The organism is Sphingomonas sp. (genome assembly GCF_050725575.1).
Classification (GTDB): domain Bacteria; phylum Pseudomonadota; class Alphaproteobacteria; order Sphingomonadales; family Sphingomonadaceae; genus Sphingomonas.
Window position 1 is genome coordinate 24,266 of sequence record NZ_JBOHHW010000004.1, and the last position, 22,552, is coordinate 46,817.

The window sequence follows — 22,552 nt, forward strand, 5'->3', positions numbered from 1 at the left end:
CTTTCTAAGAGTCTGCGGGTCGGTTACAGCGTCCGAATGGCGAACAAAGCGATGAGCAAATCTGAATCACCGGTGGAAACGGTTGTCGCGGCGCTTGTCGCCGGCATTCGAGAAGGCCATCTTTCCCCGGGCCAGCGGCTCGTCGAAGGCGAACTAGCATCGCGCCTTGGGGTCGCGCGGACAACGATTCGCGAGGCTCTTCAGCGTCTCGAAGTTAATGGCCTTGTCACCCAGGAACGCCATCGCGGTTTTCTGGTCCGGCAGCTTTCTCAGGCGCGCCTTCAGGACATGTATGAGGTCCGCGAAGCTCTCGAAGCGCTGGCTGCTCAACTGGCGGCGCCCAAAATCAAGGTTCGCCCCGACGCGTTAGTAGCCGTCATGGCGCGGCTTAACGAGGCGACGGCGACGAAAGATCTCAAGGCGTTCACCGAAGCAAATCATGATTTTCACAGTCTCATCCGGCATATTTCCGGGAACGAAATTGCGGAGGACATGCTCGAGCGGCTTGATTTGTCTGTTTATCACCTCCAGTTTCGGCTGCTTATCGAACGGCCCCAGGTTTTCTCGACGAACGAGGATCACCAGCGCATTGCCGATGCTCTCTTCGCGGGCGACGGTAATCTTGCCGCGCGCGAGTCAGCCAAGCACGTCCGTCATTCCCTCGGCGAACTGCTAAAGCTTCCGGCAACAATGTTCGGTCAGGGTTGAGAGGCTGTTTGGGAAATCGCAATTGAGGGATTTCGCGTGTGTTTAGTCCCGGCATTGATGGTGTAACATTCAGCCTCAAATGCCGGGACTGAACATCTAACCGGGTGGCGCGCTTAATCGACTGCACGGTTCTCGGTGAACTCTTCGATCGGCCGACTGACTTCGACCTGCTGACCTACTGGTAGGCAGCGACCCGGCAGCTTGAGGCCAAACTCCATCCGCATCGCGCGACGCTGCGGGCCTCGCTCGCGGTGCGAAATTGGTGGACTTGCTGAGCCCGCGAACCTCAGGGCAGACAGCATCGGCAGAGCCGGACGCCGCAGGCTGGCGAACATCATTGTTCGTGTCAGCGGAACGCTCGACCGCGCGACTCACGATCTACTGCGTCTCGGAAACGAAACGGAAGTCCTCGATCCGCCGGAACTGCGCGAGAATATTATCCAAATCATCTTGATCATGCTAGCGATCAATCGAGTCGAAATTTGAAAGAAAAGCCTTCCTGCTACGGCTGAAGCATACTCGGCCCTCATCTTGGCATCCAGCAAGAATTCGATCGTGCCTTACGCAAGGCGCTACCACGACCCTATTCCAGGCGCCCGATCAGCCGTTCGCGCGCAGCGGGCCAGTCGTCTTCGGTGATCGAATAGAAGACGGTATTTCGCCAAGAACCGTCCGGGCGCCGCTTATGCTTGCGGAACGTTCCCTCGAAGCTCGCGCCGAGCTTGGATATGGCGGCGCGCGAGCGTGCGTTGCGCTCGTCGGTCTTGAACTGGACGCGAACCAAGCCGCTCGCAAAGGCGTGATCCAGCAAGAGGAGTTTTGCTGCCGGGTTTATCGTTGTCCCCTGCGCGATCGGGGAATACCACGTTCCGCCAATCTCGATGCCGTCATCTTCGAGGCGGATGTCGAGATAACAGCTTTGCCCAACGACCACACCCTCAGGGTTAAAGACGACGAATGGCATCCAGCGCCCGGCAGCGCGTTCGCCGAGCAGCCAGTCGAAATAGGCGTCAAACCCCTCGGCGATGTTGAACGGCTGCAGCGTCCAGATCGCGGGGTGCGCCCCCGCCACCGCAAGCGACGTACGATGCCGTTCCTCGACCGGTTCAAGTGTGGCGTAAGCGTTGGACAGTTTCATGGCAGTCAGCGTTGCGGACATCTATCGGCCTCCTTCGACGGCGCGGATCGCATCGAGCGAGGTGGTCGAGGTAACCGCCTGCGGGTCGGGTTGGCAACCGTCTGACCTATCGGCGGATTGATTGACTCGCCGCCTAAGTTAGCGAAAATCCCCCGAACGATTGGCAAACGCCGAAAGCGCTATTTCGACTGAGACTCGACTCGCTTCTTCCCGCTAGCCTTGTGCGGCTTGTGGGGGGTGGCAAGCGCGCGTTTTAAAGCCGCCTCCATGCGGGCGGCGGTCTGCGCCTCAGAGTAGGAATCGTCAGGCATGGGCTCATCGGGAACCACCAAGAAGTCTCCAATGGTAGACGTGCTGGCGGACTATCTAAACCGCCAGCCCAAGGAAAGCGACTATGCACTAATCGGGCACATCGCGCTCCAGCAGACCGGCCTAGGTCACCGACTCGTTATGTCGCAACCAAATCCGGATTGAAGCGAGTTGGACGGAGGCGAGGAAGTTGTCGTCGCGTTTGTCGTATCGGGTTGCGACGGCACGGTGTTTGAGCTTGTTGAAGAAGCGCTCGACGAGGTTGCGATATCGGTAGAGGGACGGGCTGAACGCGGGGATGCGTTTGCGATTGAGCATGGGTTTGACGCAGGCCCATGCCCCGCGCACACCGCCGGACAGCGCTGCACCAACTTGCGGCGGCTGATCGTGCATGAGGAGGTTTACGACCGGCTGATCCCCAAGCTGGTGTCGGTTTACAAGGCGATTGCCATCGGCGATCCGAGCGCGCCCGAGACGCTCGTCGGTCCGCTGATCGATGGAGATGCCTTTGCGGCGATGGAAAATGCGCTCGAAGCCGCGCGCGCGGCGGGTGCACGTGTCCACGGCGGCCGCCGGGTCGACGTACGATCGATCCCGATGCGCCGCTGGCCCATAGTGCGGGCTAGTCTAGTGGCGACCTGCTCGGCAAGATGGAGCGCTTCCAGCATGAAGAGTTCGCGCTCCGAAGCCCTATCTTTTCCAACTATGAGCTCTTGTGCCAAGTGACCTCGAACAACGCTCGGATCATCCGCGCCGCTGTGCTCAACAAGGGCGGCGACACGTTGCATGTGATCTTGTAGGGCGATGAATTCGTGAAGCGCTAAATAGGAAGGAACACTTCAGACGCTAAAGTGGGATTTCGGTCGTGTATTTGATCTGACGGAGCGCGAAAAGCGACGAAGCAGTCGCAACGACAGCCTGTTTGAGTAAAGTTCGCATCAGGAAATGCTCGTAATCTTCGACATCCCCGACAATGATACGAAGCATAAAATCCCACTCTCCCGAAATCGAATAGCATTCCATGATCTCGCTCCGCCCGTCGACAAAGGTGCGGAACTCGGCCTCCGAACTTTCTCCATGCGATTTCAGGCGAACATGGCAGAAAACGGTAACGCCCTTGCCCATCAGGGCCGGATCGATCAGCCGCACGGCGCGGCCGAGCACGCCGTTCGCCTCAAGCGCCTTGACCCGACGCCAGCACGAAGCCGCCGAAGCTCCGGCGATGTTCGCTAGGTCGACACTGGACAATGTAGCGTCACCCTGCAGTGCCCGCGTGATTCGCCGGTCGATATCGTCGATTTGAACTGTTCGTTTCAACTGGCACCTATTTCTCGCGTACATATTGCACAAAGCGCTCGGAGATTTCAAATCTGATAAGCATATTTCACGCAAATATGCAATTTTGACGATATGGAAAGCAGTGTCATTGATCGGTTCGCCAGCGCGGCGACGGGAGTACTTGCGTCACTGCGTGAGCAGCAGCCGGACTCGCTTCTGAAGCTCATCGGCGCGCATCGCACGGATCCGCGAGCGCACAAGATCGATGTCGGTGTCGGGGTCTATCGCGACGCCGCCGGACAGACCCCGGTCTTCGCGGCGGTGAAGGAGGCGGAACGGCGCCTGAGCGACACGCAGGAATCGAAGTCATATCTCGGCGCTGCCGGCGATACGGTTTTCGTCGATCTCGTTCACGCGTTGGTGTATGGCGACGCCGTGTCGCGCAATGTCACGGCCGGAGTGCAGACGCCCGGGGGCACTGGGGCGTTACGTTTGGCATTCGATCTTCTGATGGCGGCCAGTCCAGGCGCACGCGTTCATGTCGCGCTACCAACCTGGCCGGTTCATCATTCGATCCTCAAAACGGTCGGCGCGACCGTCGTGACGCATCGGCACTGCGATTTATATACACAAACCTTGTGCTTCGATGAGATGCTGGCGGCGTTCGAGCGGGCTGAAGCGGGCGACGCGGTGCTGCTCCATGGGGCCTGTCACAATCCCACCGGCATCGACTTTTCGCTCGACCAGTGGCGTGCGCTTGCCGTTGTCTGCCGTCAACGTCATCTGCTGCCGATCATCGACTTCGCCTATCAGGGGCTGGGCGACGGCGTGGATGCGGACGCGGCGGGGCTGCGGCTGCTCGTCGCGACGGTCGATGATGCGATCGTTACCTATTCGTGCGACAAAAATTTTGGCCTTTATCGAGACCGTGTTGGCGCACTGTTCGTCAAGGCCGGCGACGCCGCAAGTGCCGAAATATACCAAGCCAATTTGCTGACACTGGCGCGCTCGCTCTGGTCAATGCCGCCAGATCACGGCGCAGCGGTGGTGCGGCTGGTTCTGCAAGACGACGACTTACGCCGGTCTTGGTCGGCGGAACTCGACGACATGCGCATCCGGCTCGCTGACGTGCGCGCATGTCTCGCCGCAATCGATCCACGTCTCGCGTCGATCGCGGCGCAGCGCGGCATCTTCTCGACTCTACCGCTCGGCGACGCGGCGGTGGCGGCGCTGGCTGTGGACAGCGCGGTCTACATGGCCGCACCCGGGCGTATCAACATCGCAGGGCTCGTTCCTGCGCAGATTGAGCCGTTCGCGCGCGCGGTGCTCGCTCATATTCCAGCAGGAGCCAGTCATGAATGATGTCGCCTTGCTGCGCGAGAATGCCGACACGTCCACCTCATGGGGCACGCTCGAATATACCGACTGGCGCGACGAGAACATGTCGTGGAAGCAGACCTGCTATATCGGCGACTGGAGCTATCTCGACGAGTTTCACCTGAGCGGCCCCGATGCGCAGCGCTTCTTTTCCGATCACGCGATCAACAGCTTGGCCAAGTTTGACGTCGGCCAGGCCAAGCACGCAGTGTTCTGCAACCTTGCCGGCAGGGTGATCGGCGAGGGTGTGCTCCAGCGGCTGGGCGAGGAGGAGTTAGAGTTCCAGTCGCGCGGCCCTGCGGTACTGTGGCTCGCCTATCGGCTCGAGAAGGGCGGCTATGCGGCGAAGGCGACCATAAAGCTAGACAAGTTCAAGCTCCAGGTGTCCGGTCCAAACGCGCTGGCAGTCTGCGAAAAGGCGGCTGGTGGCCCGCTCAGCAATATCGGTTTTATGCGCTTCCGTGGGGGTGCCGTCGCCGGAGCGGAGTTGATCTTTTTACGCCAAGGTATGGCGGGCGAGATCGGCTTTGAACTGCAGGGACCGCGCGACAAGGCGGAAGCAGTGCGCGCCGCGATCCTCGACGCGGGCGCCGAGTTCGGCATCCGGCGGCTTGGCTCGCGCACCGCGATGATCAATCATCTCGAAGCCGCGTTCCCGACCGTGACGCATGACTATCTTCCCGCGATTGAAGACACGCCCGAGGCCGAGTTCTACGCACTCCATGCCGGTCGGATGCCCGCCTATGGGTCGCCCGACTGGTTCCGCAGCTTCGCGCGCACGCAGAAGGTGAAGGGCAGCTTCGAAAGTAATGATCCGAGGGACTGGTATCGCTCGCCCATCGAGCTCGGCTGGCAGAAGTCGATCAAGTTCGATCATGAATTCTATGGCCGCGCCGCGCTCGAAGCCGAAATGGCCGACATCAAGCGCGTCCGCCGCACGCTCGTGTGGAACAGGGATGATGTGATTGAGGTGTTTGCCTCGCTGTTCGAAAATGACGTGCCCTACGAGTACATGGAGTTCCCGCGCCACCAGTGGAACGTGATGTACGCGAGCAAAGTAATGGACGGTGAGCGGCTGGTCGGCGTTGCCACCTCGCGCGGCTACAGCTACTATTTCCGCAAGATGCTGAGCCACGTCGTGATCGACGTGGATTATGCGGAGCCGGGCACCGAATTGACGCTAGTCTGGGGCGAGCCTTGGACGCGCCAGAAGACGATCCGCGTCACCGTCGCGCCTTCCCCATTCAAGACGGACAATCGTCGAGCTGACTTAACGGTGCCCACGACATGAGCGCGCCCTTCTCGGTTGAGATTCAGAGGGCGCATTTCATAGATGGCGAATACGTCGCTGGCGACGCGACGTTCGATATCTTCTGTCCGGTGGATCAAGCACCGCTCGGGGCGATGGCGACCGGCGACGAAGAGCATGTCGACGCCGCCGTCTCCGCCGCCACGCGGGCATTCCCGGCTTGGGCGGCGCTGGGTGCGGAAGGGAGGCTGCCTTATCTGAAGCGATTCGCCGAGGAGATCGGCAAGCGTGCCGACGCGCTCGCCATCGCCGAGGCGAACGACGCCGGCGTGCTGCTCGCGCGGATGCAGCACGGTATCGTCCCGCGCGCGATGCTCAACATCACCTGGTTCGCCGAGGCCGCGCTGACGCTCCGGGACCGGGTAATCCAGACGCCGCAGGCGACGCACCATATCCGCCACGATCCGGCGGGCGTGTGCGCGATCATCACGCCGTGGAACTCGCCGCTGATGCTGACGACGTGGAAGGCGGGACCGGCGCTCGCGAGCGGCAACACGATCGTTATCAAGCCGCCCGAATGGGCGCCCTTGTCGTGTGCGCTGCTCGCCGAGGCGGCGGCCGCTGCCGGACTGCCGCCGGGGGTGTTCAACATGGTGCATGGGCCAGGTGCGACCACCGGTGCCGCGCTCGTTGCCGATCCGCGGCTGGCGCGGATCTCGTTCACCGGGTCGGCGGCGACCGCGCGCCTCATTGCCGGGGTCGCGGCGCATAATCTGGTGCCGTGCAGCCTAGAGCTTGGCGGCAAATCGCCGTTCATCGTGCTGGCCGACGCCGATCTCGACCAAGCGGCGGCGACGGGCGCGCTGATGTATCGCAATGCAAGCCAAGTGTGTCTGGCGGGCACGCGCTTCCTGGTCCATGCCGATATCCGCGATGCGTTCGTGGAAAAGATGCGCTCAGTCGTCGACAAGCTCGTCATCGGCGATCCGCGCGATCCGGCGACCGAGGTCGGCCCAATCATCCACCCGCGCCAATTCGAGCGGGTGAAGAGTTATGTCGAGCGCGCGATCGTGGGCGGCGCGACGGTGTTGTGGGGAGGTGAAGCTCACCCATTCGGGCCGCTCTATTTCCAGCCGACGATGCTGACCGACGTGGCGAACGACGCCGAGATCGTGCAGGAGGAGGTGTTCGGCCCCGTCCTCGTCCTCCAGACCTTCGGCGACGATGCCGAGGCAATCGCGCTCGCCAACAGCACCCGCTACGGCCTGGGCGGCGTGTGCTTCGGTGAGACCGTGCATGCGACCTCGGTGGCGGAACAAGTGCGCACCGGCTTCATCTGGGTCAACAGCTTCGGCATCCGCGATCTCGCCGCGCCGTTCGGCGGGCGCGGCCAATCCGGTATTGGGCGCGAGGGCGGCGACTGGAGCTTCGATTTCTTCTGCGACGTTAAGGACGTGATGGTGCCCGCCAAACCCTTCGTCCCCAGTTTCGCGCATCGGTGAGGGCATCGGTATGGGTCAGATCGTCGGCGCGGCGCTGGTGTCGCATCATCCGGGGCTGATGCAGGATCAGGATTTCCGCATCCGCATGGGCAACGGCGCGGATTCGGACCTGATTGCCGGGTTCGCGCGGTTGCGCGAGAAGCTTGATGCGGTGCGGCCCGATGCGGTGGTGATTCTTGATACGCACTGGTTGACCACTGGTTATCATCTGGTCGATGCCGGCGCGCGTTACTCGGGATCGTACATCTCCGACGAGATGCCCTGGTATCTCAACGGCCAGGCCTATGACTATCGCGGCGAGCCCGCGCTCGCGCGGTTATGCCAAGAGGTCGCCGAGGAACGCGGCGTGATGACGCTGGCGATCGACGATCCCGCGCTGCCGAGGCACTATGCGACGATCAACGTCGTGAACAAGCTGATCCGGGGTGAGCGCGTCGTCACGGTCGGCAATTGCCAGAACTGCCAGACCGAACGTTTTCTCGAGATGGGCGCGGTGCTCGGCGAGGCGATCAGCCGGTCGGGCCTCAGGGTTGTACTGCTCGCCTCGGGTGCGCTCAGCCACAAGTTCGTCGAGATCGACTGGCGACAAAGAAATCCGCGCATCTATGATCCCGAGAACATCTCCGATCCCGCCAACGCGACGAGCGACCGCGAGGCAATCGCGCTGTTCGAACAGGGCCGTCACGACCTGATCGTCAAACGCTTTCCGAGTGTCTACCGCAAGATTCCTTGGGAGGGGCTTGGCGGCCATTACCTGCAGATGGTTGGCGCGTTGGGCGGCGCTGAATGCCGCGCCAAGGGCGAAGTGCTGTCCGAATATGAGAATGCGCGCGGGACGGGCAATGTCCATATCTGGTTCGACGTTGACGCGGGAGAGGCGCGATGAGCGTTCTCGACGGACCTCGGATCGAGCGGCGTCAGGTTATTGTTAGGGGCAGCGCGTGTTGGGGGACGATGACGGGCGACATGCTGCATCTCGACGATGGCCGCAGCGTCGATCCGCGCGATCTCGTCCACCTGCCGCCGCTCGCGGTCCCGCCGAGCAAGATCATCGCGGTCCACCTTTCTTATGCCTCGCGTGGGATCGAGAGCCGCGACAACCCCAAACCGACCGAGACGCCGACCTATTTCACCAAGCCGATCACGTCGCTGAACGGCCATGAAGGCGAACTGGTGAAACCCGATGGCGTCGCCTACCTAAACTACGAGGGCGAATTCGCGGTCGTCATCGGCAAGCTCGCGCGCAACGTCACGCCCGACGAGGCGTGGGACCATATCGCCGGCTTCGCGCCCGCGCTCGACATGGGCGCGCAGGATTTCCGCGACACCGATCAGGGTTCGATGCTGCGCGTGAAGGGCATGGACGGCTTCTGCCCAATCGGACCCGGCATCGTCTCGGGCATCGACCCGCGTAACGAAACGCTACGGGCGTATCGCAACGGCCTGCTGGTGCAGGAGGCGCGGATTGGGGAAGAGATGATCTGGGGTCCCGATTACATGATCGCCGACATTGCGCGCTATATCACGCTGCTGCCCGGCGACATCCTCCTGACCGGCACGCCTCAGCATTCGCGCTCGCTCGATCCCGGCGACACGATCGAAGTCGAGATCAGCAATATCGGGCGGCTGAGGAATCGCGTCGTCGCCGGGCCGAAGCCCCGCGCCGAGGGGATCGGCCATCCCCCGATGGACACCCCCGAAGTGCGTCGCGTCGCATTGGGCTTCGACGAGCGCGTGCGCCCCGATCTGGTCGCGAATTATCGCGAGGCAGCGATCCGGAACGGGGAATGATCGCGATCGACTATTTGGCGACAGCCTTTTCGGGGCGACTTTTGACTGACGCCGAGGACATGGTGCCGTTCCTGACCGACTGGCGCGGACTGTGGACCGGCCGCGCGCGCGCCGTGGCGCAGCCCGACACCCCGAACGATGTTGCGCGTGTCGTGCGCTGGTGCGCCGCGCATCGCGTGGCCGTTGTGCCGCAGGGCGGCAACACTGGCTTGTCGGGCGGCGCGACCCCGGACGACAGCGGCACTGCGATCGTGCTGTCGCTTGCGCGGCTCAACCGTGTGCGCGGGGTCGACACCGTCAACGACACGATCACCCTCGACGCCGGGTGTATCCTGCAACACGTGCAGGAGACAGCGGACGCGAACGACCGGCTGTTTCCGCTGAGCCTCGCCGCCGGAGGGACCTGCACGATCGGCGGCAATCTCGCGGCCAATGCCGGCGGCACGTCGGTACTGCGTTATGGCTCTGCGCGCGCGCTATGCCTCGGAATCGAAGTCGTCACCGCATCGGGCGACATCTGGGACGGGCTGCTGGGCTTGCGCAAGGATAATAGCGGCTATGACTTACGCGATCTATTCATCGGCTCGGAAGGGACGCTAGGGGTCATCACCGGTGCGGTGCTGAAGCTGTTCCCGAAGCCGCGCGCGAAAGTGGCGGCATTCGTCGCGGTGGCCTCGCCCGGGGCGGCGCTTGCGTTGTTCGCCCGCGCACGCGCCGCGCTAGATACAGCGGTCACCGCGTTCGAACTGCTGTCGGAAACATGCTTGGCCGTCGTGCTCGAACATGTCGCCGCTGCTCGCCGCCCACTCGAAACGCGGGCGCCCTGGTACCTCCTGATCGAATTGACCGACCAGCGCAGCGAAGACGCCGCGCGCGCCGATCTCGAAACGCTGCTCGCGGCGGCGCATGTTGAGGCGTTGATCCTCGACGCCGCGATCGCCGGCTCGATCGCCCAGTCGCGCGCCTTTTGGGGCCTGCGCGAAGGCATCTCGGAGGCGCAGGGTGCCGCAGGCAAGACCATCAAGCACGACCTCGCGGTGCCGATCTCGCGCATCGCCGACTTCCTCATTGAATGCGACGCAGCGGTGGCGTCGCGCTGGCCCGATCTGCGCTTCGTTACTTTCGGACATCTGGGCGACGGCAATCTCCACTATAACTTCTCAGCGTCGCCCGGCGCCGACCAGGCGGCGTTCCTCGCCCGGCAGGACGCGATCAACGCGCTCGTCCACGATCTGGTGCGCGCGCACGGCGGGTCTATTTCGGCCGAACATGGGCTCGGCGTGCTGCGCCGCGACGAGGCGGCGCGGTTCCGGTCGCCTGTGGAAGACGCGCTGATGCGCGCGATCAAGCAAGCCCTCGATCCGCTCGGCATCATGAACCCCGGCAAGCTGCTTGCCCTACCTGACACCGCAGGGTGAAAGGGCGATCATGGCACTTCCCCGCGACATTATCGACACGCTCGCTCGCCGGCTCGATGACGCCGAGCGATCGTGCACGCAGTTGCGGCAGTTCTCGCTGGCGCATCCCGACATGACGATCGACGATGGCTATGCGGTGCAGAAAGCATGGGTCGCGCGCAAGACCGCTGCCGGACGCCACGTGATCGGCCATAAGATCGGGCTGACCAGCCGCGCGATGCAGCGCGCCACCAGCATTACCGAACCCGATTACGGCGTGCTGCTCGACGACATGCTGTTCACGACCGGCGATACGCTGCCGTTCGATCGCTTCATCGAGCCGCGCATCGAGGTCGAACTCGCCTTTGTGCTGCGCGAGGCACTTGCGGGGCCGGGTGTGACGCTCGAACAGGTGCTGGCGGCGACCGCCTATGTCGTCCCCGCGCTCGAGCTGATCGACGCGCGGATCGACCGGATCGACGCGGCGAGCGGGATGACGCGTAAAGTGTTCGACACGATCGCCGACAATGCAGCCAACGCCGCGATCATCGTCGGCGACATCCACACTCCGCCCGACGCGCATGACTGGCCCTGGGCATCGGCAATCCTGCGGCGCAATGGCGGGATTGAGGAATCGGGGGTCGCCGCCGCTGTGCTCGAGCATCCCGGCAACGGCGTCGCTTGGCTCGCCAACAAACTTGCGCCCCACGGCGTAGCGCTGGAGGCAGGGCAGATCGTGCTCGGCGGATCGTTCACCGCGCCGGTGACGGTCGCGCGCGGCGACGATTTTCTTGCCGATTACGGGTCGCTCGGCATGATCGCGGCGCGCTTCGCATGACGCCGCTCGCCAACCCATTCAAGGCGACGCTGCGCGCGGGCCGACGGCAGATCGGGCTGTGGCAGGCGCTCGCCAACCCCTATACCGCCGAGATTTGCGCGGGCGCCGGGTTCGACTGGCTCCTGTTCGACGGCGAACATGCCCCCAACACGATCCCGACGATGCTCGCTCAGCTTCAGGCGGTGGCGCCGTACCCGGTGCATCCGGTGGCGCGGCTGCCGGTCGGCGAAACTGCGCTGATCAAGCAATATCTCGACATAGGTTTCCAGACATTGCTGATCCCGTTCGTCGAGAGTGCCGAGCAGGCGCGGATACTGGTGCGCGCGACGCGCTATCCGCCCGCCGGCGTGCGCGGCATCGGCACGGGCCTCGCGCGCGCGGCGCGGTGGAACCGGACGCTAGACTATCTCGACGCAGCAGATGCTGAGATTTGCCTGCTGGTACAGATCGAAACGACGGCGGGGCTCAGCGATCTCGACGCGATTCTGGCGGTCGACGGGGTCGACGGCGTGTTCGTCGGCGCTGCCGACCTGTCGGCTGCCATGGGCTATCGGGGGCAGCCGTTGCATCCCGAGATGGCGGCGGTGATCGACTCTGTCATAGCGCGGATCGTGGCGGCGGGCAAGGCGGCGGGAACGCTCGCGCTCGACGTCGACACCATCGCGCGCACCGCCCGCGCCGGCTGCTCGTTCATCGCCGTCGGCACCGATGTCGGACTGCTCGCCAAGGGCAGCGTCGAACTCGCGCGCGGCGCGGGCGGAGTGGTGGCTATTGAAGGAATGACGTGATGAAGATCGGAATCGTCGGCGCGGGTGCCATCGGTGGCTGGCTGGGGGTAAGGCTGGCGCGTTCGGGCCACGCGGTTAGCGTGCTTGCCCGTGGCGACACACTCGCCGCGCTGTCGGACCGCGCGTGGCGGCTGGAAATCGGCGGTGAAACGCTCGACGTCAAGGTGCGGGCGAGCGAGCGTGCAGAGGCGCTGGGACCGCAGGATGTCGTGTTTGTCACGGTTAAGGGGCCAGCGCTTCCTGCCCTCGCGCGGACGCTGACGCCGCTGGTCGGTGCCGATACAATCGTCGTCCCGGCGATGAACGGCGTGCCGTGGTGGTTCCTGCTCGGCGGCGGCGGCGAACTGAGCACAACGCCGCTCGCCTCGGTCGATCCCGATGGTGCGATCACCTCCGCCATCCCGCTCGATCGGGTGCTCGGCTGCGTCGTCCATGCTGCCGCGACGCTGCGTGGACCGGGCAACGTCATCCACAAGGCCGGCAACCGCCTGATCCTTGGCGAACCCTCCGGCGCGGCGTCGCCCCGGCTCGACGCGGTCGCGGACGCCCTCATCGCCGCAGGGTTCGACGTCGAGCGCAGCGACCGCATCCGCTACGATATCTGGTACAAATTATGGGGCAACATGACGATGAACCCCATTTCGGCGATCACCGCCGCGACCTGCGACAAGGTGCTCGACGATCCGCTCGTCGCCGCGTTCGCGCTACGCGCTATGGCCGAGGCACAAGCCATCGGCGCGCGCATCGGCTGCGCGATCCCAGAACGCGGGGAAGATCGCAATGCCGTCACGCGACAATTGGGCGCATTTAAGACCTCAATGCTGCAGGATGCCGAAGCTGGCCGGCCGCTCGAAATCGACCAGCTTATCGCCGCGCCGCGCGAAATTGCGCGGATGCTTGCGATGGACACGCCGAACATCGACGCCTTACTTGGCCTGACGCGATTGTTCGCTCAAACCAAGGATCTCTATCCGCGATCCTCGAGAGCCAGCGCAGACAAGGCCCCGACCGCGCCGATCATCTCAACCGATGAGCAATTGAAAAACACCGAATGAAGGGATCATCTATGGACCGCCTGAAACCATTCGAGTGCCTTGTCGCTGGGCGAAATCTCATCATCAAAAGGCCGCTGCCTGACCGCTCGCATGTTCCGGCGAGGTAGCGCTGAGCTCGCCTGTCACAGGATCGCGGCTGGCCGGAACCCAGTGACCCTCGGCGAGCCAGGCGTCGTCCTTCGCCGCCTGATGCACACTCAGCCCGCTCGCGGCGAGCAGCGCGGGATCAAAGTCGCCCTCGACGACACGCGCCTGCGGGGTCGGATCGTCAGCGTCCATCGCGAACAGCCCGACCGCCGGTGCATTGGCGGCATCGACCGCGTTCATGCCGAAATCGGTCATATTGAGCACGCACTGTACGGTCTTCTGATGCAAGCCCATGTTCTTCGACGCGAAGCCGCTCACCCCGACACCGTCCTTCAGCATGATCCCTACCTCAAGCGGCAACACGGTGTATCCGCCAGGTCCCGCCGCCGCCACCAGAGGTTGTTGGATGGCCGCGGAATCGACGATGCTCACGCCGTCGACAACGATCGTCGTCTTGCCCCAGCACACGCAGTTCGAGGAATGGCAGAGCGCGGCGATATTGCCCCATTGGTCAATCGCGGTGACGGTGTCGGAATGACCGCCAGCGCGCGGTTGCATGAAGCTGCCTGCGCCGTTTATCGCTTGCCATAATGTGTCGGCATGGGACCGGGTCCGGCGGACCTCGGGATCGAAACTGATGTTCTCAAACCCCGGCACGGCCTCTATCCCAGGAAAGCCGGACAACATTATGTTGTTGGTGATGAGGTTGATGTCACGAAAGCTTTCGGGCGAGCGGGTCCAATGCCCCTTCGCCTTGATTCCTGCGGCGTCGGCGAGGTGAAGCGCCTCGATGAGGTTGGTGGAGCCCGCGCCGGCCTCCGGGCCGCCCAGCAATGCGATATCGTAACCGCCGCGCGAGACGGTAATCGGAGCGTGCCATTCGACCGCATAGCTTGCGATGTCTTCGGCGGTCATTGTCCCGCCGTCGCGCTGGACAGCTTGGGCGGCGCGCTTTGCCCATTCGCCCTCGTACATCCAACAAGACCCATATTCGGCGACGCCTCGGAGCGTCGCCGCCAGCGCGATCTGGCGAAAATGATCGCCCTTGCTGTAGAGGGCTCCGTCGGGCCGCACGAATATCGCCGCCGTTTCGGGGAGCCGACGCAAGTCGTCTCCACGCAGCGCGATATAATAGTCAAGCTCCTCGCCAACCGCGAAACCATCTTCGGCAAGCTCGATTGCGGGCGCGAAGATCTCCGCGCGGGGCAACTTGCCGTATCGCGTCAGCATCGCGTCGAGCGCACGGAAGAAGCCGCCGACAAGCGCAGCGCGTCCGGTCGGTTCGCTGCCACCACCTGTGATCAGAGCCTCTTCAGCGGTGCGTATTCCCGCCATCTTGCCGGGGATCGACAACGGATCGGTTTCACCGAGACACGTCTTCCACCCGGCGCTGAGTGTCGCCACTTCGCCGCTCGCCGCAACATGATAAGCGAGGCCGAAGATGCCGAAGAAGCTGATGACCGCCCCGGCGCCGAGCACGATTTGCGCCATCGCCGCCGCCGCCGTAGCGTCGGCCGCGGATCCGCCCTGCTTGAGCGCCTCGAGCCCGATGCGCGCGGGCAGCGCATGATGTGCAGTGGTGACGATGCCATTGCGGCCCGTGGCGGTAGGATTGCCGGGCTTGCGCTGGCCCTCAAGGTGCCACCAGCGTTCGCGTTCGGCTGTCGGCCACGCAGTCGGGGAAAGGGTCATGCGAAACTCCATTCGCTAAGAAGGATTGGTTTGCCTTCAGAAATTCGCTGTCAGCGCGAACGTGGACCTGCGTGGCCGAATCACCGTTTCGTTCGAAGGGACATAGGCATTCAGCTTGCCGGTGGCGGGATCGCGCTTGGTAATCGGATAGGATCAGTCGCGAATTGCTGCAGCAATGTCTGCATCAACCGGATACCGCGCATGACAAGCTCGTCGAGAATCGATCTCTTTCCACAAACGAACCATCGATGGCCTTTCACCGGTGACGCCTCACCTCCCGATCTCGTTCCCTACTTTCGGCAATGCCCGCCAAAGGCGCCGCTATTCATTTCCTTCGGCGCGGCTTGGGCGTTGACTCCAATCGTGCGTCCTTCAGCCGTCCCACGGCCGCCGATTTTTGATCGACCGCCGGCGCCATTAAAAATTCGCCGATGCGGTCAGCGAAAACGTCCGCGGCCGGATCAGATAGGCCTGCGACGGATTGGTCTGTCCCGGCAGTAGGCGAGTAGTCGCGTAACCGGTGAGGCCATTGGCATCGGTGACGTTGGCAACCGCTGCCTGCACGCTATAGTTCCCGAACTTCAGCGATGCCCGCAGGTCCAATGTCGCATAACCTGGCGTCGTGTAATTGGGATTGGCGAAGCTCAGCGGGAACGAGCTGGTGATACCGTCCTGATAGCGCACGGTTGCGCCAAGGCCGGCCTTCACGTCCTGGCCAAGCTCAAACGCATAATCGCCGTATCCCGCGAAAGTGTAGCGGGGAGAACCCGGCAGGCGATCACCGGCGCGGGCGCCGAGAAAAGCGCCGGGTGCGGCGTCGATACGCCGGATCTTGGCAGCGTTATAGCCGAACGAGCCGCCAATCGTCAGCCCCCCGGGGACGGCATAGGACGCCTGTGCCTCTACACCCTTGACCTTGGCGGAACCGCCATTGGTGATCACCGCGAGCCCCAAAGGCGTTAGACTGGTCAGCTGTACGCCTTTCCAGTCGATATAATATAGCGACAGATCGTAGGTCAGCCGTCGATCAAGCAGTGAGCCCTTGGCGCCGAATTCATAATCTGTTGTCGTATCGGCTGTGAACCTCGCGAAGTTGGGATCCGGCGTAATGTTGGGGCCGCCGGGGCGATAGCCCGTCGCGGTGCGCGCGAACAAGCTGAGCGTCGGCGTCGGACGCCAGCGAAGATTGACCTGGTAGAGCACCTTGTTCTCGTCGATCGTGAAGGGCATGTCCACTTTTGGGCCGGGATTGCCCAGCAGCAGGCCATTCGATACCTGTCGTCCACGCTGTGAATTCGACGTGTAGCGAATACCGCCGGTCAGATCGATCTCGTCAGTGAAATAGACCGTCAGATTGCCGAAGCCAGCCGTTTCCTTGTAATTATCAAAGATGTCAGCGTTGATGAGATTGTCGAAAGGTGCCGGCAGCAATGCGCCGGTTGCCGTGAAATCGGTCGCGGTCGTCCGGTACAGGCTGCGCTGAGAGGTGTGATAGAAGCCGAGCAGGAATTCGATGGGGCCGAACTTACGGCTGGCGAAGCGGAATTCTTCAGTATCGGCATTGGTGGTCGGGGCCACATCGAATCTCACGAAAAACCCGGCCGGCGGCGGACCGCCCAAGAAGAGCGGCAGCAATGCGCCATAGGTCCGGGTGCCGTCGCTGGTCTGATCCAAACGATTGGTCGTATGGCTGTAAATCACCGTCGCCGTGCCAAGGTCGGTCTTCAAATCCGCCACCGCTTCGTAAAGTCGCAGCGCGGCAATGGTGTGCGCCCCGGCCTGATCGGACTGCATGCGCTTCCCAAACGAAGACGTGCCCGTCGCCTGGACGTTATCCTGGATCAGCGTGCCGATCGTGTCGGTGTTCTGCGTCAGGTATCGCCCGCGCAGCGTCAGACTGTCGGTCGGCTTGAGGACGACACCAAACGCGCCGCCCTGTGAGTCGGTCTGGCCGTAATTGTCCTTGCCGCTAAAAACGTTGGTAATGAAGCCGGGATCGCGCCGCCGAAAGCCCGACGCGCTGACCGCCAGAACATCTGGCACGATCGTGAGATAGGCCGAACCGCGCGCGGTAAAGCCCAGGTTTCCGCCTTCGGCGACGCTCCCGCCGAACTGGACCGACCCGGACAGGCCGCGCTGCGCGGGATCGGCGTTTTTCGGGATGACGCGGACCAGGCCGCCGAGCGACGACGCCCCGTACAGCGTGCCCTGTGGCCCTTTCAACACCTCGATCCGTTCGACATCGACCAGGTCGGGATCGGGCGTCGAATAGGCGCCGATCGCATAGGCGCCGTTGGGCGTGAATGGCGCTTCGTCGAGATAGGTCGCCGACGTGCTCGTCACCTGCAGCGAACCGGTATAAAGGCCGCGCAGAATGATCACGCCCGTGCCGCCGGCGGAGCCAAGCGCCTGGTTGAGATTGGGGATCAGGCTGGCATAATCCTGAAATGAGCGGACATTTTGCGTTTTCAAGATGTCGGCGCTTATTACCGATACTGCCAGCGGCGCATCCTGAAGCCGCTCGGAGCGCTTTGATGCAGTGATGACGATGTCCGGTTGATCGTTCGAAGGTGGGTTTGCTTCCTGGGCGTCGGCCACGGGCGCGGTCTGCGCATGCGCGGCGGACATCAGCATCATGGACGCGACCGTTGCGACCGATGCGCCTCTCACAAGTGAAATTTTCTTCATTTTCATCCCTCCCTTGAAACAAGCATCGGTCCTTCGACCGTGCCCTTTAAAACTGAGCAGCGCCGGCCTTGGCGGCGAGGCTATGATTACAGGCAAGTGGTATCCGGGCGCTTCTCCAGCGCAGGCCATGTATGATGCCTTCGATGTCTTCGCTCGCGCTGAGCAGATACCGGGTCGGACCGATCCAAGTTGAATGCGCGCTTAGCCCTTCGAGCAAGCGCGCGATGTCCTCCTTGGTCAGGTCGGGTGCCTCGCCGCGGTCGAATGCCCTTTGAACCGTCCCCCGGGAAGATCGGGCCAATCGAGCCAGGATGACGCGACTTTTCGCCGAGATCATTTTCGACTCGCGCTGGAACAGCGGCCTTTGAGACGGTTGAGACGGTCTTCATCGGGTCCCAGCGTGTTCGGATATTGTCATCGATCCGACGTCCCCTAATGCCAACTCGCGCGCTGTGGCCTGATCTTGGGCCAACCCGGGGCGATCCAAAGGCAGCGCCGTGAAGCTGACGGTGGCGAGGGCTGCCTTTGTCATTATGGCGCCCCCAAATAGGAAAAATCCTCACCGTGCATAACACCAGACTTTCTCCACGTGGTGGCGCTAGGATACTATACTGTATTTTGTTGCCGTCAATGCGCGAGGACCGGTGACGCAAAGCACCATGCTTCCGCTGCAAGGTAAATGGAATATAACGTAAAACCAATATGATAAGACGCACCTGCCGCCAGACTCGGACTGCTGTCTAGAATGTATTGATGCATCAATGCGCTCGTACAGGCTTGTCTGTTGGTCGAAAGCGTCGCAACCTCCGCGGTGGCAGCATCGTAGTACGCAAGCCGAAGGTACCGAAAAAGCTGATCACCGCCCCGAGCAGGGACTGCGTGAGCGCTGCGGCGAGCATCCCGTGGTCGCCGAGCGCCCAGATCGAATGCCTCGATGCTGACATGTGCTGCCAACGAATTGTCGCTGTGGTCACGATCCCGTTGGTCTCGGTTGCTGTCGGATTACCGTGCTTGCGCCGCCATTCGAGCGCGAACCAATGGCCGGGGTCTTCGGTGAATCGGCTTCGCCGCATGCTCGTCTCCATCTGACGAGCTAACTTACCGATGGCATGATTCCCGGGGAGCATGTGTGGACGACCCCTGCGGTGCAAGAGCTTTTTTGCTGCGATGAGCACCGGTCGGGTGCATCCATGTGTTCGGCCTGTTCGCGCAGCACCGCATGGCTGCTGGCCCTGATGAAGTCCGCGGATCGATTCCCTAATCACGTCATCGCGCTCGAAGCGCTCTGCTCCCCTGGGTTTGGTCGATCCCCGGTCTGACCGGTTTGTCATCACTACTCAGCCGCTCCTACACCATCCTGCCACCAGCTTCAGCGAGCAGCGCGGACAGCGGTCACGCGGCGGCCGCCACGTAGACCTCGTTTCGCACCATCACCGTCCAGGCGATGCGTGCTGTCTTATTGGCGAGCCCGACGGTCGCGATCTTCACTGGCTTGCGCTCGAGAAGCTGCGCTAGCCAAGGCTGGCGGCTCGCGTCCTTTCGGGCCATGCGCATCACCGCAGTCGCGCCGACGACTAGCAGCTTGCGAAGATATCCGTCGCCTTGTTTGCTGATGCCGCCGAGCCGCTCCTTGCCGCCAGAGCTGTTCGCGCGAGGTGTCAGGCCTAGCCACGCTGCGAACTAGCGGCCGGACCGGAACAGCGAAGCATCCGGCACTGCGGCGGCGATCGCCGAGGCCGTGATCGGACCGATGCCGGGGATCGTGGCCAATCGACGGCTGGTGTCATTGGCTCGGTGCCAGGCGAGGATCTGGGTCTCGAGGCGATCGACCTCGCTTGCCAGCGATCGTAGCTGAGCGCCAATGGTGTGGAGCGCTGACCGGGCATGCGCTGGCAGCGTCTCCTGTCCCTCGTGGAGAAGCTTCATCAGCGCGGTGACCCCGCCGGGCCCCTTGCTGGCAACGATGCCATACTCCGATAGATGAGCCCGCAGCGCGTTGATCGGTGCGGTACGTTGCCGGCTCAACAGATCACGGGTCTTATGGAGCATCAGCACCGCTTGCTGCTCGACGCTCTTCACCGCCACGAAGCGCATCGTCGGGCGGGTCACCGCTTCGCAGATAGCCTCGGCGTCCGCAGCATCGGTCTTCCGGCGCTTCACGTACGGCTTCACATATACCGGCGGCATTAAACGGACATCATGACCAAGCGCGAGCAACTCCCGCCCCCAGTGATGCGCCGATGCGCACGCCTCCATCCCGACCAGGCATGGCGACAAGGGCGCGAAAAACTTCAGCACCTCCGCGCGTCGCAGCTGGCGGCGGATCAACACCGTGCCATAGGCGCTAATCGCGTGGACCTGAAACACACTCTTCGCCAGATCTACTCCGACGGTGAAGACATCTTGTTGCATGGATCGACTCCTAGACGTGGCTCAACGACCACATCATTGCACAGCTACGCTGGCGCAGGGGTCGTCCACCCCATCACGTCACAAGGCGTGCATTTCATCTCTATTGCCAATCACTCGGATGCGCGTCTCCTGTGTCAGTGCATCTCGGGTCGCCCGGCCAGCACCTTTTTCCCGCCGGGCTGCGGTTCGCTCAGGAAGGTGTGAATGTCCGTCACATCCTTCTCTGAGAGGACATCCGAAAACGATGCCATGCCTGCATAGGAATATGCGCCGCCACGCACGATATCGTTAAACGCCGCATGGGTTTCGGGGCTGATTTTCCAAAGATTGGGATAGGCGCCCAGCGTGTTGCGGACGCCATGGCATCGAAGGCAATTCGCGTAATACAGGGCCGTGCCGCGGTCCACCGAGGCCATGTCGCCGCGATATTGGGCAGGCGCATCAGTAAAAGCGATCGGCGTGCGACGCAGCGGCATCCGGACTGGCCCGCCACCGATTTTGAACACCAGCAACCGTTCGTTGTTCTCCCGCTCGATCGCTGCCGCGCCGGGTGGGAAAGCGATATGCATTGCGCCGCCATATCCGGCCGCGACCGCGATATATTGAACGCCATCGATCGTGTACGCCATCGGGGACGACATGATCCCCGTGCCGATGTTGATCCTGCGAAGGATGGCCCCATTGAACGCATCGTAGATCGTCAGAACGCCATCACCATTGCCCTGAAAGACAAGCCCTCCGCCCGTCGCCATCGTGCCGCCATTCCAGAAGTGCTGAGGCTTGGAGCTCCACACGGCCTTATGTTTCACAGGATCCCACGCGGTCAGCATGCTATCGAAACGCGGACGCGGCTGACCGGCAAACATGGCTTGCCTGGACTTGTCCTGCATCGAACCGTCCAACGCGGGAAGCGATGTCGCAACCCCCTGGAGGATACTATAAGGCTTGTAAGGCTGCTCTGCGACCGTGAAGGACATCGGCGTCTGGAGCACCGGAATATAAACAAGCTTCGTTTGCTCGCTATAAGCCATGGGTTGCCAATTATGCCCGCCGGATTCGGCGGGCCAAATAAGTTTTAGCCCTTTCGAATAGTCCGACTGCGGGGATATGACCGGGCGTCCCGTTTTCTTGTCCACCCGCTCGGCCCAAGTCACCGTCGTGTATTTCTCCGCCGACAAGAGCGCGCCCGACACGCGGTCGAGCACGTAGAAGAAGCCGTTTTTCGGTGCTTGCATGATCACCTTGCGCTTTTTTCCGTCGATGTCGATGTCGGTGAGCACCATGTTCTGGGTGGCGGTATAATCCCAGCTATCGCCCGGAGTTGTCTGATAATACCATTTCATGCGCCCGGTCTTCGCATCCAGCGCAAGGATCGAGGACAAGAACAAATTGTCCCCGCCTTTAGGGCTTCGCGTCCAAACAGGATGCGGCATACCATTGCCCGTGCCGATGAAGACGATATCGGTTTCGGGATCGTAAACCATGCTGTCCCAGGCGGTTCCGCCGCCGCCCAGCTCCCATTTCGAGTCCGAATCCCAGGTCTTGCGCGCCATGGCGACCTCGGGATGCTCGTCGCCTTTCGCCGGATTTCCGGGAACGATGTAGAAGCGCCATGCCAGCTTACCGGTTTTGCGGTTAAAGGCTGTCACATAACCTCTCGCGCCAAGTTCGGCACCACCGTTGCCGATCACGACGACATCGCCAGCCACCCGGGGGGCGCCGGTGATCGTGGAACTCATCTTGCGATCGACGAAGCTGTCGGACTTCCAGAGTTGCTTGCCGGTTTTGGCGTCCACGGCGGCGAGATAACCGTCGAGCGTCCCAACATACACAATCCCGTCCGAAATCGCGACGCCGCGATTGACGACATCGCAGCACGTGCGCCGCGCATACTGGCCGTCGACTTCCGGATCATATTGCCACAGCGGCTTTCCCGTTTTCGCATCGATCGCGTAAACGACACTCCAGGGGCCGGACAAATACATGACGCCATCGACGACGACAGGTGTCGCTTCCATGCCGCGGTGGGTCCGGCCGCGCACGACAAAGTCATCGAACTCCCAGGCAAGGCCGAGCCTGGAGACGTTATCCTTCGTGATGTATGCATCGGTATAGTAGTGCGCCGTCTCGCGCTGCCAGCCGGAGCTTTCTTGCCGGTCGCAGGCAGTCGCAAGCATCAGCAGGCCCGCACAGCCAAGCCATAATGACGGACGCGCTGTGCGTGATGTTTGATGTTGCATGAA

General features: G+C 62.5%; 17 protein-coding genes and 2 pseudogenes. 11 read left to right on the plus strand and 8 right to left on the minus strand.

All coding sequences use genetic code 11. The annotated features are described in order from the left end of the window. Positions 1 to 36 precede the first annotated feature (36 nt). Positions 37 to 708, plus strand: a complete 672-nt coding sequence (locus ACRECS_RS03995; protein WP_431581666.1) for a GntR family transcriptional regulator — start codon at positions 37 to 39, stop codon at positions 706 to 708. A gap of 583 nt (positions 709 to 1,291) precedes the next feature. Here ACRECS_RS03995 and ACRECS_RS04000 read toward each other — a convergent pair. Both ACRECS_RS04000 and ACRECS_RS04005 read right to left on the minus strand, forming a co-directional pair. Next, complete coding sequence (locus tag ACRECS_RS04000; protein WP_431581667.1) at positions 1,292 to 1,867, minus strand: GNAT family N-acetyltransferase; 576 nt, start codon at positions 1,865 to 1,867, stop codon at positions 1,292 to 1,294. 411 nt (positions 1,868 to 2,278) lie between these two features. Then, positions 2,279 to 2,464 (minus strand): annotated as a pseudogene (locus ACRECS_RS04005) (IS5/IS1182 family transposase); the annotation flags it as partial. Between ACRECS_RS04005 and ACRECS_RS04010 the strand changes: the two are divergent. Beyond that, positions 2,384 to 2,881, plus strand: coding sequence for an aldehyde dehydrogenase family protein (locus ACRECS_RS04010; RefSeq protein ID WP_431581668.1), 498 nt, complete (start codon positions 2,384 to 2,386; stop codon positions 2,879 to 2,881). The pseudogene ACRECS_RS04005 and the gene ACRECS_RS04010 sit on opposite strands and share 81 nt — an antisense overlap. A gap of 120 nt (positions 2,882 to 3,001) precedes the next feature. Here the strand turns inward: ACRECS_RS04010 and ACRECS_RS04015 are convergent, their stop codons facing one another. Then, entirely contained in the window at positions 3,002 to 3,472 is a 471-nt protein-coding gene (locus ACRECS_RS04015; protein ID WP_431581835.1) for an Lrp/AsnC family transcriptional regulator, read from the minus strand. A 93-nt stretch (positions 3,473 to 3,565) separates the two neighbouring features. On the opposite strand from ACRECS_RS04015, the gene ACRECS_RS04020 reads away from it, so the two are divergent. Genes ACRECS_RS04020 through ACRECS_RS04060 form a run of 9 tightly spaced genes read left to right on the plus strand, consistent with a single transcriptional unit; the run spans position 3,566 to position 13,430 of the window. Continuing rightward, positions 3,566 to 4,795, plus strand: a complete 1,230-nt coding sequence (locus tag ACRECS_RS04020; RefSeq protein WP_431581669.1) for an aromatic amino acid transaminase — start codon at positions 3,566 to 3,568, stop codon at positions 4,793 to 4,795. Between the two features lie 7 nt (positions 4,796 to 4,802). Further along, the gene (locus ACRECS_RS04025) at positions 4,803 to 6,101 is read left to right on the plus strand and encodes a hypothetical protein (protein ID WP_431581670.1); all 1,299 of its coding nucleotides are present in this window, start codon (positions 4,803 to 4,805) and stop codon (positions 6,099 to 6,101) included. Further along, complete coding sequence (locus ACRECS_RS04030) at positions 6,098 to 7,561, plus strand: aldehyde dehydrogenase family protein (protein ID WP_431581671.1); 1,464 nt, start codon at positions 6,098 to 6,100, stop codon at positions 7,559 to 7,561. Before ACRECS_RS04025 ends, ACRECS_RS04030 begins: the two co-directional genes overlap by 4 nt. Before the next feature lie 10 nt (positions 7,562 to 7,571). After that, the gene (locus ACRECS_RS04035; protein ID WP_431581672.1) at positions 7,572 to 8,447 is read left to right on the plus strand and encodes a catechol 1,2-dioxygenase; all 876 of its coding nucleotides are present in this window, start codon (positions 7,572 to 7,574) and stop codon (positions 8,445 to 8,447) included. Continuing rightward, positions 8,444 to 9,352 carry a fumarylacetoacetate hydrolase family protein gene (locus ACRECS_RS04040; protein ID WP_431581673.1) on the plus strand — a complete coding sequence of 303 codons (909 nt, stop codon included), beginning with the start codon at positions 8,444 to 8,446 and terminating at the stop codon, positions 9,350 to 9,352. The genes ACRECS_RS04035 and ACRECS_RS04040 overlap by 4 nt, the downstream gene beginning before the upstream one ends. After that, positions 9,349 to 10,770, plus strand: a complete 1,422-nt coding sequence (locus tag ACRECS_RS04045) for an FAD-binding oxidoreductase (protein ID WP_431581674.1) — start codon at positions 9,349 to 9,351, stop codon at positions 10,768 to 10,770. The genes ACRECS_RS04040 and ACRECS_RS04045 overlap by 4 nt, the downstream gene beginning before the upstream one ends. Before the next feature lie 10 nt (positions 10,771 to 10,780). Beyond that, on the plus strand, positions 10,781 to 11,587 hold the full coding sequence (gene hpaH, locus ACRECS_RS04050) for a 2-oxo-hept-4-ene-1,7-dioate hydratase (RefSeq protein WP_431581675.1): 807 nt from the start codon (positions 10,781 to 10,783) through the stop codon (positions 11,585 to 11,587). Then, entirely contained in the window at positions 11,584 to 12,375 is a 792-nt protein-coding gene (locus ACRECS_RS04055) for an aldolase/citrate lyase family protein (RefSeq protein WP_431581676.1), read from the plus strand. Before hpaH ends, ACRECS_RS04055 begins: the two co-directional genes overlap by 4 nt. Further along, entirely contained in the window at positions 12,375 to 13,430 is a 1,056-nt protein-coding gene (locus tag ACRECS_RS04060; RefSeq protein ID WP_431581677.1) for a 2-dehydropantoate 2-reductase, read from the plus strand. Before ACRECS_RS04055 ends, ACRECS_RS04060 begins: the two co-directional genes overlap by 1 nt. A 63-nt stretch (positions 13,431 to 13,493) precedes the next feature. Here the strand turns inward: ACRECS_RS04060 and ACRECS_RS04065 are convergent, their stop codons facing one another. From ACRECS_RS04065 to ACRECS_RS04085, 5 genes and pseudogenes are all read right to left on the minus strand, one after another. Beyond that, complete coding sequence (locus ACRECS_RS04065; protein WP_431581678.1) at positions 13,494 to 15,209, minus strand: gamma-glutamyltransferase; 1,716 nt, start codon at positions 15,207 to 15,209, stop codon at positions 13,494 to 13,496. A gap of 417 nt (positions 15,210 to 15,626) precedes the next feature. Beyond that, positions 15,627 to 17,897, minus strand: a complete 2,271-nt coding sequence (locus ACRECS_RS04070; protein ID WP_431581679.1) for a TonB-dependent receptor — start codon at positions 17,895 to 17,897, stop codon at positions 15,627 to 15,629. A 758-nt stretch (positions 17,898 to 18,655) separates the two neighbouring features. Continuing rightward, positions 18,656 to 18,970: a hypothetical protein gene (locus ACRECS_RS04075; protein ID WP_431581680.1), complete on the minus strand. Its 315-nt coding sequence runs from the start codon at positions 18,968 to 18,970 to the stop codon at positions 18,656 to 18,658. Between the two features lie 319 nt (positions 18,971 to 19,289). Then, positions 19,290 to 20,309, minus strand: a pseudogene (locus tag ACRECS_RS04080) (IS110 family transposase). 134 nt (positions 20,310 to 20,443) lie between these two features. Further along, positions 20,444 to 22,549, minus strand: a complete 2,106-nt coding sequence (locus ACRECS_RS04085) for a PQQ-dependent dehydrogenase, methanol/ethanol family (protein WP_431581681.1) — start codon at positions 22,547 to 22,549, stop codon at positions 20,444 to 20,446. Positions 22,550 to 22,552 lie beyond the last annotated feature (3 nt).

What these genes read in the sequence shown, in the direction of transcription:
- ACRECS_RS04055 (WP_431581676.1), top strand. Translation starts at nt 11,584, where the DNA reads ATGACGCCGCTCGCCAACCCATTCAAGGCGACGCTGCGCGCGGGCCGA.
- ACRECS_RS04075 (WP_431581680.1), bottom strand. Translation starts at nt 18,970, where the DNA reads ATGCGGCGAAGCCGATTCACCGAAGACCCCGGCCATTGGTTCGCGCTC.
- ACRECS_RS04045 (WP_431581674.1), top strand. Translation starts at nt 9,349, where the DNA reads ATGATCGCGATCGACTATTTGGCGACAGCCTTTTCGGGGCGACTTTTG.
- ACRECS_RS04030 (WP_431581671.1), top strand. Translation starts at nt 6,098, where the DNA reads ATGAGCGCGCCCTTCTCGGTTGAGATTCAGAGGGCGCATTTCATAGAT.
- hpaH (WP_431581675.1), top strand. Translation starts at nt 10,781, where the DNA reads ATGGCACTTCCCCGCGACATTATCGACACGCTCGCTCGCCGGCTCGAT.
- ACRECS_RS04040 (WP_431581673.1), top strand. Translation starts at nt 8,444, where the DNA reads ATGAGCGTTCTCGACGGACCTCGGATCGAGCGGCGTCAGGTTATTGTT.
- ACRECS_RS04060 (WP_431581677.1), top strand. Translation starts at nt 12,375, where the DNA reads ATGAAGATCGGAATCGTCGGCGCGGGTGCCATCGGTGGCTGGCTGGGG.
- ACRECS_RS04000 (WP_431581667.1), bottom strand. Translation starts at nt 1,867, where the DNA reads ATGTCCGCAACGCTGACTGCCATGAAACTGTCCAACGCTTACGCCACA.
- ACRECS_RS04085 (WP_431581681.1), bottom strand. Translation starts at nt 22,549, where the DNA reads ATGCAACATCAAACATCACGCACAGCGCGTCCGTCATTATGGCTTGGC.
- ACRECS_RS04020 (WP_431581669.1), top strand. Translation starts at nt 3,566, where the DNA reads ATGGAAAGCAGTGTCATTGATCGGTTCGCCAGCGCGGCGACGGGAGTA.
- ACRECS_RS04065 (WP_431581678.1), bottom strand. Translation starts at nt 15,209, where the DNA reads ATGACCCTTTCCCCGACTGCGTGGCCGACAGCCGAACGCGAACGCTGG.
- ACRECS_RS03995 (WP_431581666.1), top strand. Translation starts at nt 37, where the DNA reads ATGGCGAACAAAGCGATGAGCAAATCTGAATCACCGGTGGAAACGGTT.
- ACRECS_RS04070 (WP_431581679.1), bottom strand. Translation starts at nt 17,897, where the DNA reads ATGAAGAAAATTTCACTTGTGAGAGGCGCATCGGTCGCAACGGTCGCG.
- ACRECS_RS04035 (WP_431581672.1), top strand. Translation starts at nt 7,572, where the DNA reads ATGGGTCAGATCGTCGGCGCGGCGCTGGTGTCGCATCATCCGGGGCTG.